Genomic DNA, 17863 nt, shown 5'->3' on the forward strand with positions numbered 1-17863 from the left:
GGACCGGGACCCGTGGTAACAGAGGTCCCTGAGCCTGTCGAAGGGCCCGGGACCCGTGGTAACAGAGGTCCCTGAGCCTGTCGAAGGGCCCGGGACCCGTGGTAACAGAGGTCCCTGAGCCTGTCGAAGGGACCGGGACCCACGGTGACAGAGGTCCCTGAGCCTGTCGAAGGGACCGGGACCCGCTGTGACAGAGGTCCCTGAGCCTGTCGAAGGGACCGGGAGCCGCTGTGGCCCCGGTGGCTTCGACAGGCTCAGCCACCTCGCGCCGCAGCCACCTCGCCGTACGCACTCCCCCGGTGGCTTCGACGGGCTCAGCCACCTCGCGTCGCAGCCACCTCGCCTTGCGCGAACCCCCGGTGGCTTCGACAAGCTCAGCCACCTCACGTCCCGCACTCCCCCGGTGGCTTCGACAAGCTCAGCCACCTCGCCTTACGCCCGCCCCCGGTGGCTTCGACGGGCTCAGCCACCTCGCGTCGCAGCCACCTCGCCTTGCGCAAACCCCCGGTGGCTTCGACAGGCTCAGCCACCTCGCGTCGCGGCCACCTCGCGTCACCCTCGCGACACGAACCCCTGGTCCAGCAACCGCGCAACCACCCGCTCGGCCGCCCGCCCGTCGTCCCGCGGAGCGAACAACGCGCGAAAACGCGAGTACCGCTCGGCGAAGATCGACGGGTCGACCTCGGCGAGCGCGCGCTCGAGGTCGGCCTGCGAGCGCACGACGGGTCCGGGGGCGAGGTCGAGCAGGTCGAAGTAGAAGCCGCGCAGTTCTCCGCGGTAGTGCTCGAGGTCGGGCACGAGGAAGTACATCGGCTTGCCGGTGATGGCGAAGTCGAACATGACCGACGAGTAGTCGGTGACGAGCGCGTCGGCCGCGGCGAGCAGGGCCGAGGTGTCGGGGAACCCGGTGACGTCGATGACGCGGGGGCCGGCGGCGTCGGTTCCGGGCAGCAGGGTGCGGGTGTGTCCGCGCACGAGCACGACGGCGTCGGCGGAGCGGGCAAGCGCTGCGGGGTCCACGAAGTCGACCATGCGTTCGCGGTCGTCGCGCCAGGTGGGGGCGTAGAGCAGCACGCGCTCCTCGTCACCGATCCCGAGCCGGCGCCGGGTCTCCGGGCCCCAGGCCGAAGACGAAAGCGAATCATCGCGCGGATACCCCTCGACCCAGATCGGCCGCCGCAGAAACGCGTACGCCTTCGACAGCACGCGCGCGGCGTAGGGGCTCTGGGCGAGCAGCACGTCCCACCGGCGGCTCTCGCGCACCACGGCGAGCGCGCGGCGCGGGTCGAAACCGGGGCGGTGCAGGGCGAGGCGCTTGAGCGGGGTGCCGTGCCAGGTCTGCAGCACGCGCTGCCCGCGGCGGCGCACGAACCGGCGGCGCAGCCAGTCGTTGACGACGAGCAGGCGTGAGACTCCACGGGCGCGCCACCACTCGGGGCTGCCCTCCACGACGGCGATGGCACCCTCGGGCACCTCGACGGAGAGGTCGCCGACACTCCAGTACCGGGTGACGGCGGGGGCGATGCGGGCGAGCTCGCGGTCGATGGCGAGCGGGTTGCAGCCGGCGGTGCGGCCGTAGAAGCTCTCGAAGAACACGGCGTTCTCGAGCGGCTCGCGCTTGCCTCCGACGTAGCGGCGCTCGATGGCGGCGCGACCCTCCCCCGTCACGTACACGGGGTCGATCGGGGCGGCGATGCTCACGACACCGTGGCTCAGCGACGCACGCAAACCCGGCAGGGCGGTGTCGGCGAGCGTGAGGCCAGAGATATCGGCATCCGGGACCTCCAGGCGGTACTCCCCCGACGGCAGGGGCAGCGGTGCGCCACCCCACCGCGCGGCCTGCAGCGGAATGACGGCGCGCCAGGTGCGACCGCGTCCGTGCAGGCGAGCGCTGACGCGGGCGCGGGCTCCGACGAGGTCGACGGATGCCGGGCGGGCACCCGTTCCGCTCAGCTCGAGGGCGGGTGTGCCGGCGTCGTCGAACAGGCGCGCGTCGGTCATCGGGGATCAGTCCTCCCTAGCGAAACGAGCCGCGACCGGATCACCCGGTACACGCGCTCGGCGTTCCGCCCATCTCGGTGGGCGTGCACGGCGGCACTGCGGCGTTCGGAGGCCGCGACGGCATCGGCGGGATCGGTCAGCACCTCGGCGAGCAGCGACAGCGTGTCGTCCCACGTGCGCCCGAACCGCTCCCCCGCGACATCCGCGTAGGTGCCGTACAGGCCGCGGCGGGCGGTGTAGGCCTCGAGGTCGGGGGCGAAGAACACCACCGGCAGCGGCACGAGGGCCGCATCGAACGCGAGCGAGGAGTAGTCGGTCACCAGCACGTCGAGTCCGGGCAGCAGGGGGGTGACGTCGGCGACCAGGTCGCTGCCGAGCAGGCGGATGCGGTCGCTCTCCCCCGGCGCGCGGTACTCCCCCGCCCCCAGCGGGTGCGAACGCACGAGCAGCATCGCGTCGTGGGTGTCGAGAAGATCCCGGATGCCGTTCCACTCGGCGATCGTCGGCACGGCGGGGTCGGCTGCTCCGTCTCTCCAGGTGGGGGCGTACAGCACGATGCGGCGGTGGCCGAGCGGCATCCGGAGCACTGTCGACAAGGCGGTGCGCGCACGCTCGCGACGTTCGGCGGGCGTTCCGGTCGAGAGCACGTCGACGCGCGGCTCCCCCGTGACGGGAACGCTGGCGTCGCGCAGGCCGAAGGCGCTCTCGAGGCGTCCGCGTACGAGGTGCGAGGCGGCGGGCAGCACGGCGATGCGCCGCGTGGCCCGGCGGTACAGGTGCGCGAGCACGGGCTGCAGCAGCCGCGGAAGCACGGGGGCGCGCGCGGTCTCGGGCGAGTCGAGGCCGATGCGCTTGAGGGGAATGCCGTGCCACAGCTGCACGAGCAGCGCTCCGTGCTCGGCGTAGCGCTGAGCATCGCCGAAGCCGTGGGTCACGACGATCACGCGGGCCCGTGCCGTGCGCCAGAACCCGCGCAGCGAGTCACGGAACACGTACCGGATGCCAAGCCTCGAGGCCTCGCGCGCCTGGGTCTCATCGGCGACGAGCCAGGTCGTCTTCTCTCCGTGGGCGTCGGCGACGCGGTGCAGGGCGAGGGCTCCGTCGGCGATGCCGACCGCGCAGCCGAACACCCATTCGTCACGCGAGCGCGGCACGATCGCGGTCACAAGGCGACCGGCGAGGTAGAGCGGAATGCGGCGGAGTTTTCTCACGTTTCCCGCACCGAACGAGAAAGACGCCACCCCGCGAGCCTATCGCGGGGTGGCGTCCGGCCCCGAAGGGGGCTGCCTGAAGAAGTGCCGGATCAGCTGGTGGGCATGGAGCCCAGGGTGACCTCGACGGTCTTCTCCTGACCGTTGCGGTTGTAGGTGACCTCGGCCTTGGAGCCGGCGGCCAGCGCGCGCACCTGGGCGGTGAGGTCGATCGAGTTGGTGATCGGCACACCGTTGAACTTGGTGATTACATCGCCCTTGGTGAGACCGGCGGATGCCGCGGCCCCACCGCTCTGCGCCTCGGCGACGTAGGCACCGGTCGTGGTCGCGCCCTGGATCGACGCGGCATCCTGAACCGACGCGCCCAGCAGACCGTGGGTGGCGGAGCCGTTGTCGATGATCTCGGTCGAGATGCGCTTGGCGATGTCGGACGGGATCGAGAAGCCGACGCCGATGTTGCCCGACTGGCCGCCAGACGACGAGCCACCGGCGCTGGCGATGGCGACGTTGATGCCGATGAGCTTGCCGTCGCTGTCGACGAGGGCGCCACCGGAGTTTCCGGGGTTGATGGCGGCGTCGGTCTGAATGACGGCGATCTTGATCGTCTGGCTCGCCGACTGCTGCTGCTGGCCCTGACCGAAGTCGAAGCGGAACGGGCTCTCACCCTCGCCCTGACCCTGGTCCTGCTGCGAGTCGCTGCCGTCGCTGGGAGCTGCCGACGAGGCGACCTGGATCGAGCGGTTGAGCGCGCTGACGATACCGGTGGTCACCGTGTTCGGCAGGTCGAGCGGAGCGCCGACGGCGATGGTGTTGTCGCCCACGTTGAGCTTCGACGAATCGGCCCACTCGATCGGGGTGAGGCCCGAGGCGCCCTCGAGCTTGATCACGGCGAGGTCGTAGGTGGGGTCGGTGCCGACCACGGTGGCCTTGTAGACCTTGCCGTCGGAGGTCGTGACCGAGATGGTCGCGTTGCCGGTCTGGCCGTCGAGGGTGACCACGTGCGTGTTCGTGAGCACGTAGCCGTCGCTGCTCAGCACGACACCCGAACCGGTGCCGCCCGACGAGCCGCCCGTCGCGCTGATCGTGACGACGCTCGGGACGACCTTGGCGGCGACCGCCGAGGTGTTGTTGACGTCGTCGGGGTTGTTGACGGTGATCGCCGAGGGGCCGGCGGCCGCCGTGGTGCTCGAGCCGCCCCAGAGGTTGAGGCCGGCGTAGGTTCCGCCGAGTCCGGCCGCTCCGCCGACGAGGGCGGCGGCGACGAGCAGGGCGGCGACGCGGGGGGCCGCGCTCTTCTTGCGGGGAGCCGCGGGGGCTCCGTCGTGCAGCGGCATGGTGGGGTGCGCGGCGGTCGCACCGGGGCCGAAGGCCTGACCGGTGGGGCTCGTCGCACCCGACGGGGCCGAGGCGTATGCGCCCTGCTGCGGTGCGCCGGTGTTGGCGCCGTGCTGCGGGGCCGCGGTGTTGGGCGCCGGCGGGGGCCAGGCGGCGGCCGCGGCGGCGGGCGAGCGGGTCGGCATCGGGGGGATGCCGGCGTTCTGGGCACCGGGCGTCTGCGCGCCGGTGTTCTGCGGGTCGGTGTAGCGGCTGTTGTCGTTACCCTCGGGACGGTTGTCCGTGGTGTCGCTCATGGTGATGCTCCTTCTTCCAGGCGCTTCTACGATGACCACCGATCCTGTGGGCCACCTATGACGGGTGTGAGCCGCCTCTATGGGTCTAGCAGGAAGGGGGTGGGTGGCATTCCCGGGTTGCGCTGGACGGACAAGGGATATTTCGTCTCGCCCGGCCGGAGCCGGAGCCCGCAATTCTGTGCTCCAGCATGAGCGAAAAATGGCGGGTCGCTTCGCGGGACAACTTGATTGGCAATGGGGCGGCCAGAGCGGCCCGCCGCGCATCGTGACGACGACGGTTTCGACTGCGCGCCGCCGGTTCGGCCGGCGTGAACAGAACTCAACCCAAATGGCCGCTGCGCCCCCACAGGAACACATGCGAGACGACCGCTCGTCGCCCAACGAGTTCAGTACAGCGTGTTCAACTTCGCGGGGCGCGCGGGAGAACCTTCGACGTTCCCTTGTCGGCAATCCAAGCCAACAACACGACCGCGATGAGAGCGGGGATTACCCACCAGGAGTGTGTCGCTCCGGTCTGGATGAGGACTGGGTAGTGAACGACGTATAGCCCATAGGAGATGCCGGCGACCGCCGCGGCAACACGCGCAACTGGAGTGCTCAAGCGAGCGAGAAGCGTGCGAACCGGCGTGAAAAGCAACGCGAACAGAAGAAGTACTACGGCGCAATGGCGTAGAACCAGAAACGGGAAGTAACCCAGTCCCGCGAATCCATACACGGCGACACCGACACCGGCTACTGCACACAGTCCGAGCAAACCAACAAACTCAGGGATTGCGTGGCGCAATTGAAGCCCACGCCCCAAATACAGGTGTGCAGCCATGGCGCCGGCCCACCAGATCAGGAAGTAAGCCACGACTAGCGAAAGGTGGTTAGGCGCTGCAAGATACGTCGAATATGCGAGGACAGACGCTACCGGTACAATGCAGCGGGTCGCTCGCTCAGAGCGGCGCCAACCCATCATCACTAGCGGAAAAATCAGGTAAAAGAAGATCTCATAGGACAGCGACCACAGCGGGTCGTTCCCGAGATACGGATCAGTAATGACCCCGGGCTTGAGGAAAGATATGTCTTGTAGCGCGAACAGCGTTCCAAACGCGGACTGCCAGGTTGGTGACGGATCGATCAGCCCCAGACCCCAGAGTGCCGTCGAGACGGCCATCGCCACGAGCATCGGCGGGTAGATCCGCCGCAGTCGTCTGAGGTAGTAGCCCCTGGGGCGCGCCGATCTATCGCGCTCATTCGCGAAGATGACGAACCCGCTGAGCAGGAAAAAGACCAACACAGCTTCTTGCCCGAAGGAGAAGATCACCCCCATCATCCCGGGAAGTTCTACCGCATGATGGGCGACCACATAAAGCGCTGCAACGGCCCTAGCAACGTCCAAGCCGGCGCGGACACCCGGAGATAGCTTTCGTTGCGCAGTCGTTGTCGGTGCCCCTGCCTCCATGCTGGGAGCATATCGGGCGAAATGTACCGGCGTGTTTCAGAACTGCAAGGCGCTCTGTCCGCGCGCAGATTGCACCGCGGCCGTCCGCGCACGAACCGTCTTCGTTGGACGCGTCCACGACGTAACCGCTGCTTCGGACGGGCAAGCTTTCGGCGTCACAGTCCCCGGCGGCGGAGATCAAGTCGGCGAGTGCGCCCTTCGAGCGCACACCCACTCCGTCCGTGTTGGCTTCGCGGGAAATGGCGACATGACCCGCTCCCCAGCGGCTGATACGGCTGGCATGCCCCCGGGGGTCAAGCACCAGCATGGGCCGTCATCGACTGCGTCTGAATCCGAGTGGACACGTCGAAATATGCGACTGGGGCAACCGAGGATCGCGGTTTTGCTCCGGTCCTCTCACGAAGTCGAACTCCGTCCTCCGTCCTCTGTGACCGCGCTGCCGTTTCCCAGAGCCATGCTTCTTTGAGTTCGTTAGACAGAGTCACGCGAGCGCATGTTGCACTGGATCGCTCAGTAATACGCTCGAGCCATGCGAGCGATCATCGAAACACTCCGACACAGTCGTCAAATGGCCAACGCGAGGCGAGCGTTCCCCAGCGCCGCCATCGCTTCTCCTTGGGTTTCGACGGACGCGAAGCTCGGGCTCAACGTGTTCATCGGTACGGGGGTGGTCGTCAACCCCGGCGTCCACATCGGGGACCACTCCTACGCCAATCGTGGGTCGCTCCTTCTGTCGGGTCGGATCGGCAAGTTCACGTCCATCGCGCACTACGTGCACATCGGGTCCGAAAGGCACCCGACGCGTTTCGTGTCCACTTCACCGACGACATACAGCCGGAGCAACATATACGGAGCAGACATGGCGGTGGATGAGCTGCCGGACCCGCCCGAGATTGGGAACGATGTTCTGATTGGAGCCGCCGCAATCATTCAGCAAGGGGTGACGATCGGGGACGGAGCGGTTGTCGCCTCCGGAGCGGTTGTCACTCGAGACGTCCCCGCCTACGCAGTTGTCGCCGGTATCCCAGCGACGGTGATCAAGTATCGCTTCCCCGAGGACGTGCGCGAACGCGTGCTCGCAAATCCATGGTGGGACTGGCCCGACGCGCGCCGTGAGACGATGCGGACGCTCGTAGAGGCAGGCGATGACTGGTTCGAGCATTATCCGGCGCGCTGACAGCGGCTGCAGTTTTCCGGCGCAGATGACAGCAAACGCTCGCCGCCCCATCGGTGCCTCCCGAACACCCGCGCCCTGACCATTCTGTTGTCGCATCGTCCGCGCGGTGACGGCTTCGGACCCGAGGGCCGTCTCTCGATGGCGTGCCTCCACAGGCTGAGGGCACGGTTCAGAAACTGCGCGCACGCTCACCGCTCGTTGACTCTCGCGCCTCCCTCAACTAGATAGTTGAGGGAGGCACCTTGCGCGTCACACGAGCGGGTGCCGGGGACCGCGAGCCGCCATTTGTCGGCTGGCATCCTGAACTGACGCGGTGACTAGGCGCTGTAGTGAGGGGGGTCGCTACTTCGCGCCGAAGGGCACGCCGCAACGTCCCTGCCAACGCCGTACGGCATCCTTGAGTCCATGCAGCACATCTCCGGCGCCTGGCAGCGCACCGCTCGCGGCGCGGGCCTTCTCTCGGCCGACGGCACGACCGTTCCCACGATCTTCGCCGAGATGAGCGCACTGGCAGCCTCGACCGGCGCCATCAACCTGGGTCAGGGCTTCCCCGACGAAGACGGCCCGGCGCCGGTGCTCGACGCGGCGCGCAAGGCCATCGCCGACGGCATCAACCAGTACGCACCTGGGCGTGGGTTCCCCGACCTGCTTCACGCGGTCGCCGAGCACCAGAAACGCTTCTACGGCATCGAGCTCGATCCGGCTCGCGAGGTGCTGATCACCGTCGGCGCGACCGAGGCGCTCGCCTCGACGCTGCTCGCGCTCATCGACGGTCCCGATGACGAGGTCGTCGTGTTTGAGCCGTACTACGACTCCTACGCCGCCTGCGTCGCGCTCGCCGGAGCCACCCTCGTGCCGGTGCCGCTGCGCTGGCCCGACTTCCAGCCCGACCTCGAGCAATTGGCCGCTGCAGTCACTGACCGCACGCGCGTGATCCTCGTCAACGACCCGCACAACCCCACGGGCACCGTGTTCTCTCGCGAGGTGCTCGACGAGGTCGTGCGCCTCGCCCATCAGCACGACGCCATCATCGTGACCGACGAGGTCTACGAGCACCTCGTCTTCGACGGACCGCACGTGCCGATCGCGACGCTCCCGGGTGCTGCCGAGCGCACGCTGACCATCTCGTCGGCCGGCAAGACGTTCTCGCTTACGGGTTGGAAGACCGGATGGGTCACGGGCCCCGCCGACCTCGTCACGGCGGTACTCGCGGTCAAGCAATACCTGACCTATGTCGGCGGCTCGCCGTTCCAGCCGGCCATCGCCACCGGCCTGCGACTGCCCGACGAATTCTTCGCCTCAGTCGCGTCTGAGATGGCGGCGAAGGCCGCATTGCTCGGCACGGGGCTCCGAGCGGCCGGCTTCGACGTGTCGACTCCGGCCGGGTCGTACTTCACGGTGGTGGATGCCGCTCCCCTCGGTGCCACCGACGCCGACGCGTTCTGCCGCGAGCTGCCCGCGCGCGCAGGGGTGGTGGGCATTCCCCTCACTGCGTTCGTCACCCCCGCGCACCGCGACGAGTACGCCACGCTTGTGCGCTTCGCCGCCTGCAAGCGTGTCGAGGTGTTGGCGGAAGCCGCGGAGCGTCTTGCGGGAATGTCGCGCGCCTGAATCTCACGGGTGAACGGGCGGGTGAACGAAAAAACCCGCATACGTGTTCGCAACGTCACAGACACCTGGGGCGCAACATCGGGGTGATACTTTCAGCGCAAAACCGCCGGAAACTCGCCGGGCGGTTCGCCGAATAGCCGACGAATGTAGAACATGCCTCGTAAACGAAACGATCTCGCCGCTCGTTCTGTCCGCATCACTGAGCTGTATGGCAAAGACCTCCGATGGACCAACGCTGAGCGTGGCCTTCGCCTCACCCCCGAGGCCATCGCACGGCTCACCGCCGAGGGCTACACCATGGCCACCGTACGCACCGGAATGTGGCGCACGCGCCGCATCTCGTTGTTGCGCCTCGAGCAGAAGCAGCACTGACAGCAGCGGGGACACTCCCCCGTCCCGCAGTGCCGCTCAGCGTGGTGTGACGCGGTACCGTCGCAGTTCCAGCGCGGGATTTACGCGCCGCACGCGCGCGATGACGTCCGGATCCACGTGCGCGACCGCCACATCTGTGGCCGTGCCCACCTGAGCCAGCACGACACCCTGCGGGTCGATGACCATCGAGTGCCCCACGCCGAGGGGCGGCGGGTGGTCGGCCGCCGCGACGAAGAACGTGTTCTCGATCGCGCGGGCCTGCAGCAGGGTTCGCCAGTGGTGTTCCTTAAGAGGCCCGCGCACCCACTCCGCCGGTACGAGCGCGACGTCGACGCCGGCATCGGCGAGCGTTCGCGCCACCTCGGGGAACCTCAGGTCGTAACAGGTCATCAGTCCGAACCGCAGTCCGTCGAGCTCGAACGTCTGGGGCGGCGAGATTTCACCCGGCTCCACCCAGTCCGATTCGCGTTGACCGAAGGCATCGTAGAGGTGCAGTTTGCGGTACACACTCCGGATGCCGTCGGCCCCCACCGCCACCACAGCGTTGCGCACCCGTTTGCCGTCGTCGGCCTTCTCGAGCAGCCCTGCGACCACGACGACTTCGAGCTCTGCCGCGAGGGCGGTGAGGTACCGGACGAACGGCCCATCCAGGTCCTCCGCATTCTCCGCGAGCGAGTCGTCAAACGAATCGATGAAATAGCTCGAGTACTCGGGAAACACGATCACTCGAGCACCGCGTCGAGCGGCGGTGCGCGTCGCTTCATCAATGTCGGCCAGATTCGCCTCGCGCGATGCGGCGGGAGCGAACTGCGCGACCGCGATGCCCACAGATTCGTGACTCATCGAATGCTCTCCCTCCCCCGGCGACGGACGAAGACCGGCACCACGATCCACAGTACGAGGATCACCACTCCGAGCACGACTCCAGCGATCGCACCCGCGACGAGACCGACGACCACGTCGAAGACGAACGCCACGACGCCGACGAGCAGCAGAGACACCAGCGCCAAGGCTGCACGCAACGCATTGTGCCCCACGCGGACGAGAGCGGGCTTCACCTGCAGGTGGAAGACCGCACGGTGCAAAGCGACCGGAGCGAGCGCCACGACGGCGCTCAGGGCTGCCAGGCACACCAGCACGAGGTAGAACGACCGCTGCGCGGCATCGAGCTCAGTGAAAGCGGCCTGGAACGCCAGCGCCAAGAGGAAGCCCGTGAGGATCTGCGTACCCGTCTGCAGCACTCGAAGTTCCTGCAGAATCTCGCTCCAGTTGCGATCGGCGCGCTGCGCAGGCGTTTCAGGCCGTCCGTCGTCGAGATCGTCGAAACTGTTGCTCACCTGCCTATTCTCTCGCGACACTCCCGGGCGGTGCGCCCGGATTTGCCATGCCGTTCATCGGTGGGTAATGTTTTCTCTTGTGCCGCGGGGTGGAGCAGCTCGGTAGCTCGCTGGGCTCATAACCCAGAGGTCGTAGGTTCAAATCCTGCCCCCGCAACAAGAAGAAGGCCCCGGATCGCGAGATCCGGGGCCTTCTGCCTTTATCCTCGAACTCGCGTGAAAGGTGGCGAGCCTCACAGATGTACTTGCCTTCGTCGCTGTACGAACAGATCGAGCAGTCGGTTCCGATCGTTTGCGTCGATTTCGTGCCGTGCAGAGGCGACGGAAGAGACCGATCAATCGGCCTCATCCTCAGAGAGTCGCCGCATGGCCGCGTTTGGTGTCATCTGGGCGGCCGCATCTGGCGCGGAGAGACGACGCGCAACGCTCTTCGCCGCCACGCGCAGGACACGCTCACCGTCGACCTCGAGCTCCCCACCAATCCTCAGCCCGCATACGTCTACGAGTGGTTCCCCTCGGACACTGCTCCTCGAGATGGCACGTCCTATGGAGACGATCCGCGCAAGCACTCCGTGGGGCTTTCTTATGTGGTGAGGTTGGATGGCCATCCTCAACCGAGGAACGAAGCTCTTGACTTCAGATACTTCACGGCCGACGAGTTGCCGACACCCCTGTGGCCCGGGACGCTGGACCTCTTACGACACATGAGCGTGCTCGAGCCGAGCGACGCTGATTAGCGACAGGCCGCCTCGACCTTCGGTTGGACGCGACTTACCGCCCTCAGAAGCTGTCTTCCCAGCGAGGGCGATTGAGGAGCGTCGGCAGGCGAAGGAATCCGGCGACGGATCGTGGCGGTTAAGCCTGCCAGTCCCCCACGAGCCAGTCGGCGATCTCGGACATCTGCGACGCGATCTCCCGGTGCGCCGCACCTGACCGCCACGCGTGGAAAGCGTCGACGTCGACGAATGTCGCGTCCTCGATCACGATGCGACCTTTGCGTTCATCGAGCGACAGCTCAATCGTCCACTCGACGATTCCTGGGCTATCGCCCAGACGTTTCAGACCTTTCATCGCAGAAGACAGCTCCGGGCCCGCAACATCGTCACGGACCCGGAACAGCACAACGTGTCTGAACGTCATTCGCGAATGGTGTCGACGTGGTCTCGGTACCAGGCGACCGTTCGCTCCATGCCTTCTTCGAGCGAGATCGAGGCCGTCCAGCCCGCGTCTGCGAGCTTCGAGACATCGAGCAGCTTCTGGGGCGTTCCGTCAGGCTTGGAGGTATCCCATTCCGTTTCGCCGGCGAAACCCGTGACTCGCGCGATCGTCTCGGCTATCTCGCGAATCGACACGTCCGACCCGGTTCCCACGTTCACCTGGTCAGGCCCGTCGTAATGCTCCATGAGGTGCAGGCACGCGGCCGCCATGTCGTCGGCATGAAGGAACTCGCGTCGCGGTGTACCGGTCCCCCAGTTCGTCACACTCGATGCGCCCGCCTTCGCGGCTTCGTCGTAGCGACGGATGAGCGCCGGCAGCACGTGCGAGCCCTTGGGCGAGAAGTTGTCGTTCGGGCCGTAAAGGTTGGTAGGCATCGCGCTGATCCACGGCAGGCCGTATTGGCGGCGCACGGCCTGCGTCTGCAGAATGCCGGCAATCTTGGCGATCGCGTACGCATCGTTCGTGGGCTCGAGGTGACCGGTGAGCAGCGAGTCTTCGCGGATCGGCTGTTCGGCGAACTTCGGGTAGATGCAGGACGAGCCGAGGAACAGCACGCGTTCGACGTCATTTTTCAAAGCCGCGTCGAGAACGTTGACCTGGATCCGCATGTTGTCGCTCAAGAAGTCGACGGGATAGGTCGAGTTCGCAAGAATGCCCCCGACCTTGGCCGCCGCAAGAACGACGTACTTCGGCTTCGCCTCCGCCATGTACGCGAAGACAGCGCCGCGATCCTTCAGGTCGAGTTCTGCGGAGGTCTTGCCGACCACATTCTCAAATCCCGACGACTCGAGCTTCCGAACGATCGCCGACCCCACGAGCCCACGATGGCCGGCAACGTAGAACGTCGCGTCGCGATCGAGCTCGTGCGGGGTGTACTCCACTCCGTCGACGGCAGCGGTCACGCGCGCGCCCCGAGGAGCTCGCGGTTACCCCAGGTAGGCAGCGCGACGGTGTCGATCCAGTCGGACCCACGCTCGAGTGCCGTCACGTCCGCATCGACCATCAGCTTCGCGAGCTGGTCGCTGTGAACGGTGGGCACCCATCCGAGCTTGTCAGCAGCCTTCGCCGGGTCGCCGATGAGCGCGTCAACCTCGGTCGGCCGCAGGTAGCGCTCGTCGAACTTCACGAACTCAGCCCAGTCGAGGCCTACGTGACCGAACGAGACCTCGAGGAAGTCCTTGATCGTGTACCCGACGCCCGTGGCCAGAACGAAGTCTTCAGGCGTGTCAGCCTGCAGCATGCGCCACATACCTTCGACGTACTCCGCGGCGTAGCCCCAGTCACGAACGGAGTCGAGGTTGCCCAGGTAAAGGTCTTTCTGGACGCCGGCCTTGATGCGAGCAACTGCACGAGTGATCTTTCGAGTCACGAACGTCTCGCCACGTCGGGGCGACTCGTGGTTGAAGAGAATGCCGTTGACCGCGTACATGTCGTATGCCTCGCGGTAGTTCTTGGTGATCCAGTAGCTGTACAGCTTTGCGGCGGCGTACGGCGAGCGCGGGTAGAAGGGTGTCTCCTCGTTCTGCGGCGGCGGCGTCGCGCCGTACAACTCCGAAGTGGAGGCCTGATAGAACTTTGTCTGGACGCCCGACAGTCGCACGGCCTCGAGCAGGCGGATCGTGCCGGTGCCGGTGGTATCGGCCGTATGTTCCGGCTCGTCGAAGGAGACACGCACGTGCGACTGCGCGGCGAGGTTGTAGACCTCGTCGGGGTTGATCTCCGACATGAGGGTAACCAGGCGCGCGCCGTCGGAGAGGTCGCCGTAATGCAGGAAGAGTTTGGCGCTGGGGTCATGCGGATCGACGTACAGATGGTCGATGCGATGAGTGTTGAAAGTCGAGGCGCGACGGATCAGGCCGTGAACCTCGTACCCCTTCGAGAGGAGGAGTTCGGCGAGGTAAGAGCCATCCTGGCCGGTGATACCGGTGATGAGAGCACGCTTCGTCAAAGGGTGTGCCGATCTTTATCGATTTTGGGGTGAGGCGGAGCTTGACCACCTGGAGCGGCGGTCAGATCCGCGAGAAGACTATCGAAACGATCGATCGCGAATGTTTCGTCCAGCACTGTCTCTTTGTAACGCTTCCCATTTTCGCCCAGCCGCACCGCCTGCGCGCGGTCTGCCGCCAGAGCCTTCGCGCCCTGCAAAAGGGCGTCCGGGTCGCCTGCTATGACCGTCATACCGGCATCCGCCGCGGCGACCTCGTGCGCCGTGATCCCAGCCAGATCGGTGGCGGCGAGAACCGGTCTCCCGGATGAAAAATAAGAGGTCAACTTGCTCGGCACGCACATCTCCGAGACGCCCGGCAGTTCGTTCACCAGAAGAATGTCAGCGGCCTGAAGCACTTCGGCGAATGCAACGTCGTCGAGCGGAGGCATGATCTCAGTGGTTGTCGGCTCTTCGTCAATTCGTGCAGCCAGCTCGTCGCGTTGCGAACCGCGACCCACCAAGACGAAGCGAACCTTCTCGTGAGTACGGTGCGCAAGCCGCCCAGCGTCCACCACGTGATGCAGACCCTGTTTGACGCCCATGTTGCCGGTGTGCGCGACCACGATCTCGTCGGCCGCCCACCCATACGAACGTCGCACCGCCGCGACGTCGACGTTTGGCGTGGGGCCAAGGTGCGTCCAATTCCGCACCACAGCCGCTCGCTCAGGCAACACGCCCAGATTGCTCACGACGCGGTCTGCGAAGCGGTCGTGGATAACAACGACCTTGGACGCCGAGCGCAGCAACCATCCTTCGATCCAACCGATGGCGCGAGCCGCCAGCCCAGCATTCTGTCCCGTTTCCGCCAGACCTGCGCCGTACAGGTCCTGGACCCACACAACAAATGGCGTGTTGGGGTGCGTCACTCGCGCTCGTAGGCGAACCAGAGCCGACGAGATCAGCGCAGGCGACACAGTGACAATCACTGCCGGCCGACCCCAACGAGCAAATGCTTGCCGCAATCCGAAGCTGATCTCGGCTGCAGCGCGCGGCATCGGTGTCGGACGCGATGGCACGAAATGACGGAGTCGCTCGACGGACACACCGTCGATGATTTCGCGGAGCGACCACTGCCCGTAACCTGGCGCGACCTTCCAATCCGGATAATGAGGGTGCCCTACAAGGGCACGGACCTTACGACCGCGCCGGGCCAGGCCGGAGGCCATGGCACCGGTGTATGGAGAGATTCCCGTAGTCTCCGGGGGGTAGTTCAGCCCGAAGAAGAGCGTCGGCGAGGCTTGCTGCACAGAGCAGAGACTACCCTCGCCAGCGTTACGTGAGAGTTACACGAGAGGACGTCGTGCACGACATTAATGTGATCGACCTTTCCCGAGCTCCGGGCGAGCGCGCGGCCTGGGACCAACCAACGTGGAAGGTGTACGCGTGGGCAATCTGCGAGCTGATCTTCGTCACGAACCCGTGGCAGATCAGTTCCGGGGTTCGTGTTCAAATTCTCAAGGCGTTCGGCGCTAAAGTCGGGCGCGGCGTCATTTTTCGCCCACGCACCAGGGTCAAATTTCCTTGGAAACTCACGATCGGCGATCGGTCGTGGATCGGCGAAGGCGTGTGGCTCCACAACCAGGACGAAGTTGTGATTGAGCACGACGTCGTCATCTCGCAGGAAACATTTCTTTCCACGGGCAGTCACGCGCATCGGCGCGACATGGCCCTCCTCACATCCCCCATCCACGTCGGCGCCGGGGCGTGGGTTACCTCTAGATGCGTAATACTCGGCGGTAGCAAGATCGGACGCTCCGCACTCATCCGCCCACTGTCACTGGTCGCGGGTATTACCGTGCCTGATGGCGAGGTCTGGGGCGGCAATCCACTGCAATACGTCGGCCGCCGATTTGAAAGAAGCGTTTCGTGACTATTGCCGGAATATCCGTGATTGTACTGACAAAAAACGAAGAGCGGGGCATCGCAAATACCCTAAAACGTCTTTCTGACTTCGATGATCTAGTTGTTGTCGACTCTGACAGCGACGACCGCACGGTCGAGATTGCCGAGCGCTATGGTGCGCGCGTCGTGAACTTCGTCTGGGACGGCAATTATCCGAAGAAGAAGCAATGGTCGCTCGACAATGCCGGGGCACGCCATTCATGGGTCCTTCTCCTGGACGCCGACGAGTACCCCTCCAACGCTCTGCTCTCCGAGCTGCGCGATCTCGCGCCGGCGTTGCGGAACTCTCGTGAGGGCGCGTTTGACATACACCTGCTGTACCGGTTTGGAGGCAAGCTGCTGCGCCACGGCCACGTGGTTACCAAACGCTCGCTTCTGCATACTTCCCGCGCCCGTTTTCCCGAAGTCGACGACCTATCCGCCCCCGGCATCCGCGAGGTTGAGGGACACTATCAACCGGAGTCGACCGCGGGTGTGAGACGGCTGAGACATCGGCTTGTCCACGATGATAGGGATCCGGTGAGCAGCTGGTTCGCGCGACACAACAGATACTCGGACTGGGAGGCGCATCTTCGCCTCAATCGTGACCTCCGGAAGGAAATCGCGGGAAAGCGCACACGTAAAGGACGAATCTTTGATGCTGTCCCGTTTAAGCCTGTCATATTCTTCCTTTACGCCTTTGTTGCCCGCGCCGGTTTTCTGGATGGGCGCGCGGGTTTCGATTATGCCGCCGCGCTCGCACTCTACTATTGGCAGATTGGGGTAAAGACCCGAGAGCTGAAGCGAGAAGCGGCACATGACTGACGTCAACTTTGTTCAAGTCGCGAACAGTCTCTCGATCTCTGACGGCGGCCCAGCGAGAAACTGTTTTGAGTTGAATCTCGCGTTGAATAGACACAGTAATGTCACCGCAGCACTTGTCTCGGTCCAACGATGGGATGAGGACAATGTGGTGAGCGAGTTCGTACGGGATGGAGGCACACTCCCGGTGTGCGCCCCGTCATTTTTGCGCCTCTTGGGCAACCGCCGTGGGACAGGCTTACGGCGACTCGTGAAACTCATTCGTTCGGCAGACGGTGTGATTGTGCACGGCCTATTCATGCCATGGGTCATTGGCGTTGTCACCCTCTCATCACTCTTCCGCAAGCCTCTTCTTCTCATGCCGCATGGCGCTCTGACGCCTCACGAATTGCGGAAAGGCAAGGCGAAGAAGCACCTGTTCATCGCCCTGGTCCGTCTGTTGACCAGCAGCCGAAAGTTCTCGATAGTCACGGGTTCGCAGGAGGAACGAGATGACGTCGCGCGGCAGTTTCCATATTGGACGACTCAGTGGAGCGGCGTCGGTACCGACATTCACACGACGCCAGTCGACGACCGACCTATGCGCGATCCTGCGGCCATTCTGACGATGTCTCGGTTGGCACCCAAAAAGCGCATTGATCTCGCGATAGAGGCGTGCGCAGTCTTGCGCGACAGAGGCGTGAACGTCCATTTGACGATTGCTGGCGCTGGCGACCGCTCGATTGAGAGCGAGCTAAAGACTAAGGTGACCGCGCTAGACCTACAGAAGATGGTCACTTTCGCAGGCGCAGTCCAGGGCGGCCCTAAACGTGCTCTATACGCAGAATCCGACATCTTCTTACTACCCAGCGAAGACGAGAACTTCGGCATCGCAGTCGCTGAGGCAGCAGTGTCGGGGCTGAGAGTCGTCGCATCCTCTGCAGTCGCGGCAGCCAAGATCATTCCAACCGGCGCAACGCTCATTGACCAGCTGCAGCCCGCTGCGATTGCGGACGGTTTGATGAACGCTCTGACCTCGGATCCGAGTCGGGACGGCCGGCATCAGGTTTCCTCGGACGCACAGGCGGTTTTCGGCTGGCAGCCAGTGGCCGAGAGATGGGTCACCGCCTTTGAGACCATCCAAAATGACCACTGAACCGCAAGTCCTGGTCATAGGCGACATGCGAGC

17 protein-coding genes and 1 tRNA gene are annotated in these 17863 nt (G+C 65.2%); 8 read left to right on the top strand and 10 right to left on the bottom strand.

What is annotated here, in order from left to right:
• Positions 1 to 552: 552 nt before the first annotated feature.
• The 4 genes from RWH43_RS08785 to RWH43_RS08800 all read right to left on the bottom strand — a co-directional run bounded on the left by RWH43_RS08785 (position 553) and on the right by RWH43_RS08800 (position 6290).
• Positions 553 to 2001: a CDP-glycerol glycerophosphotransferase family protein gene (locus RWH43_RS08785; protein WP_316001251.1), complete on the bottom strand. Its 1449-nt coding sequence runs from the start codon at positions 1999 to 2001 to the stop codon at positions 553 to 555.
• Positions 1998 to 3212 (bottom strand): CDP-glycerol glycerophosphotransferase family protein, encoded by a 1215-nt coding sequence (locus RWH43_RS08790; protein WP_316001252.1) that lies wholly within the window; start codon positions 3210 to 3212, stop codon positions 1998 to 2000. Before RWH43_RS08790 ends, RWH43_RS08785 begins: the two co-directional genes overlap by 4 nt.
• A gap of 92 nt (positions 3213 to 3304) precedes the next feature.
• On the bottom strand, positions 3305 to 4843 hold the full coding sequence (locus RWH43_RS08795) for a S1C family serine protease (protein WP_316001253.1): 1539 nt from the start codon (positions 4841 to 4843) through the stop codon (positions 3305 to 3307).
• A 400-nt stretch (positions 4844 to 5243) separates the two neighbouring features.
• Positions 5244 to 6290 (bottom strand): acyltransferase family protein, encoded by a 1047-nt coding sequence (locus tag RWH43_RS08800; RefSeq protein ID WP_316001254.1) that lies wholly within the window; start codon positions 6288 to 6290, stop codon positions 5244 to 5246.
• Positions 6291 to 6819: 529 nt separating this feature from the next.
• On the opposite strand from RWH43_RS08800, the gene RWH43_RS08805 reads away from it, so the two are divergent.
• From RWH43_RS08805 to RWH43_RS08815, 3 genes are all read left to right on the top strand, one after another.
• Positions 6820 to 7467 carry a CatB-related O-acetyltransferase gene (locus tag RWH43_RS08805; RefSeq protein ID WP_316001255.1) on the top strand — a complete coding sequence of 216 codons (648 nt, stop codon included), beginning with the start codon at positions 6820 to 6822 and terminating at the stop codon, positions 7465 to 7467.
• Positions 7468 to 7872: 405 nt separating this feature from the next.
• The gene (locus tag RWH43_RS08810) at positions 7873 to 9078 is read left to right on the top strand and encodes an aminotransferase class I/II-fold pyridoxal phosphate-dependent enzyme (protein ID WP_316001256.1); all 1206 of its coding nucleotides are present in this window, start codon (positions 7873 to 7875) and stop codon (positions 9076 to 9078) included.
• Between the two features lie 153 nt (positions 9079 to 9231).
• Positions 9232 to 9450 (top strand): hypothetical protein, encoded by a 219-nt coding sequence (locus tag RWH43_RS08815; protein ID WP_307211975.1) that lies wholly within the window; start codon positions 9232 to 9234, stop codon positions 9448 to 9450.
• Between the two features lie 36 nt (positions 9451 to 9486).
• Here the strand turns inward: RWH43_RS08815 and RWH43_RS08820 are convergent, their stop codons facing one another.
• Together RWH43_RS08820 and RWH43_RS08825 are read right to left on the bottom strand one after the other, a co-directional pair.
• Positions 9487 to 10293: a carbon-nitrogen hydrolase family protein gene (locus RWH43_RS08820; RefSeq protein WP_316001341.1), complete on the bottom strand. Its 807-nt coding sequence runs from the start codon at positions 10291 to 10293 to the stop codon at positions 9487 to 9489.
• A complete protein-coding gene (locus RWH43_RS08825) occupies positions 10290 to 10787 on the bottom strand; it encodes a DUF6328 family protein (RefSeq protein ID WP_316001257.1) in 498 nt (165 codons plus the stop codon). The genes RWH43_RS08820 and RWH43_RS08825 overlap by 4 nt, the downstream gene beginning before the upstream one ends.
• Positions 10788 to 10870: 83 nt before the next feature.
• Here RWH43_RS08825 and RWH43_RS08830 point away from each other — a divergent pair.
• Positions 10871 to 10944 (top strand) — tRNA-Met (locus tag RWH43_RS08830).
• A gap of 82 nt (positions 10945 to 11026) precedes the next feature.
• A complete protein-coding gene (locus RWH43_RS17655) occupies positions 11027 to 11524 on the top strand; it encodes a DUF4916 domain-containing protein (protein ID WP_367575754.1) in 498 nt (165 codons plus the stop codon).
• Positions 11525 to 11642: 118 nt separating this feature from the next.
• Here RWH43_RS17655 and RWH43_RS08835 read toward each other — a convergent pair whose 3' ends face one another.
• The 4 genes from RWH43_RS08835 to RWH43_RS08850 are packed head-to-tail and all read right to left on the bottom strand — an operon-like array spanning position 11643 to position 15239.
• Positions 11643 to 11927, bottom strand: a complete 285-nt coding sequence (locus tag RWH43_RS08835) for a Dabb family protein (protein ID WP_316001258.1) — start codon at positions 11925 to 11927, stop codon at positions 11643 to 11645.
• Positions 11924 to 12907 (bottom strand): GDP-L-fucose synthase family protein, encoded by a 984-nt coding sequence (locus tag RWH43_RS08840; RefSeq protein ID WP_316001259.1) that lies wholly within the window; start codon positions 12905 to 12907, stop codon positions 11924 to 11926. The genes RWH43_RS08835 and RWH43_RS08840 overlap by 4 nt, the downstream gene beginning before the upstream one ends.
• Positions 12904 to 13953 carry a GDP-mannose 4,6-dehydratase gene (gene gmd, locus RWH43_RS08845; protein WP_316001260.1) on the bottom strand — a complete coding sequence of 350 codons (1050 nt, stop codon included), beginning with the start codon at positions 13951 to 13953 and terminating at the stop codon, positions 12904 to 12906. Before gmd ends, RWH43_RS08840 begins: the two co-directional genes overlap by 4 nt.
• Positions 13950 to 15239: a glycosyltransferase gene (locus RWH43_RS08850; RefSeq protein WP_316001261.1), complete on the bottom strand. Its 1290-nt coding sequence runs from the start codon at positions 15237 to 15239 to the stop codon at positions 13950 to 13952. The genes gmd and RWH43_RS08850 overlap by 4 nt, the downstream gene beginning before the upstream one ends.
• Positions 15240 to 15292: 53 nt before the next feature.
• Between RWH43_RS08850 and RWH43_RS08855 the strand changes: the two genes are divergently transcribed.
• From RWH43_RS08855 to RWH43_RS08865, 3 genes are read left to right on the top strand one after another with little or no spacing between them, the layout of a single operon-like run.
• On the top strand, positions 15293 to 15862 hold the full coding sequence (locus RWH43_RS08855) for an LbetaH domain-containing protein (RefSeq protein WP_316001262.1): 570 nt from the start codon (positions 15293 to 15295) through the stop codon (positions 15860 to 15862).
• The gene (locus RWH43_RS08860) at positions 15859 to 16698 is read left to right on the top strand and encodes a glycosyltransferase family 2 protein (RefSeq protein WP_316001263.1); all 840 of its coding nucleotides are present in this window, start codon (positions 15859 to 15861) and stop codon (positions 16696 to 16698) included. Before RWH43_RS08855 ends, RWH43_RS08860 begins: the two co-directional genes overlap by 4 nt.
• Positions 16691 to 17830, top strand: a complete 1140-nt coding sequence (locus RWH43_RS08865; RefSeq protein WP_316001264.1) for a glycosyltransferase — start codon at positions 16691 to 16693, stop codon at positions 17828 to 17830. The genes RWH43_RS08860 and RWH43_RS08865 overlap by 8 nt, the downstream gene beginning before the upstream one ends.
• Positions 17831 to 17863 lie beyond the last annotated feature (33 nt).

The sequence above is a fragment of the Microbacterium algihabitans genome (genome assembly GCF_032464975.1).
GTDB lineage: Bacteria > Actinomycetota > Actinomycetes > Actinomycetales > Microbacteriaceae > Microbacterium > Microbacterium algihabitans.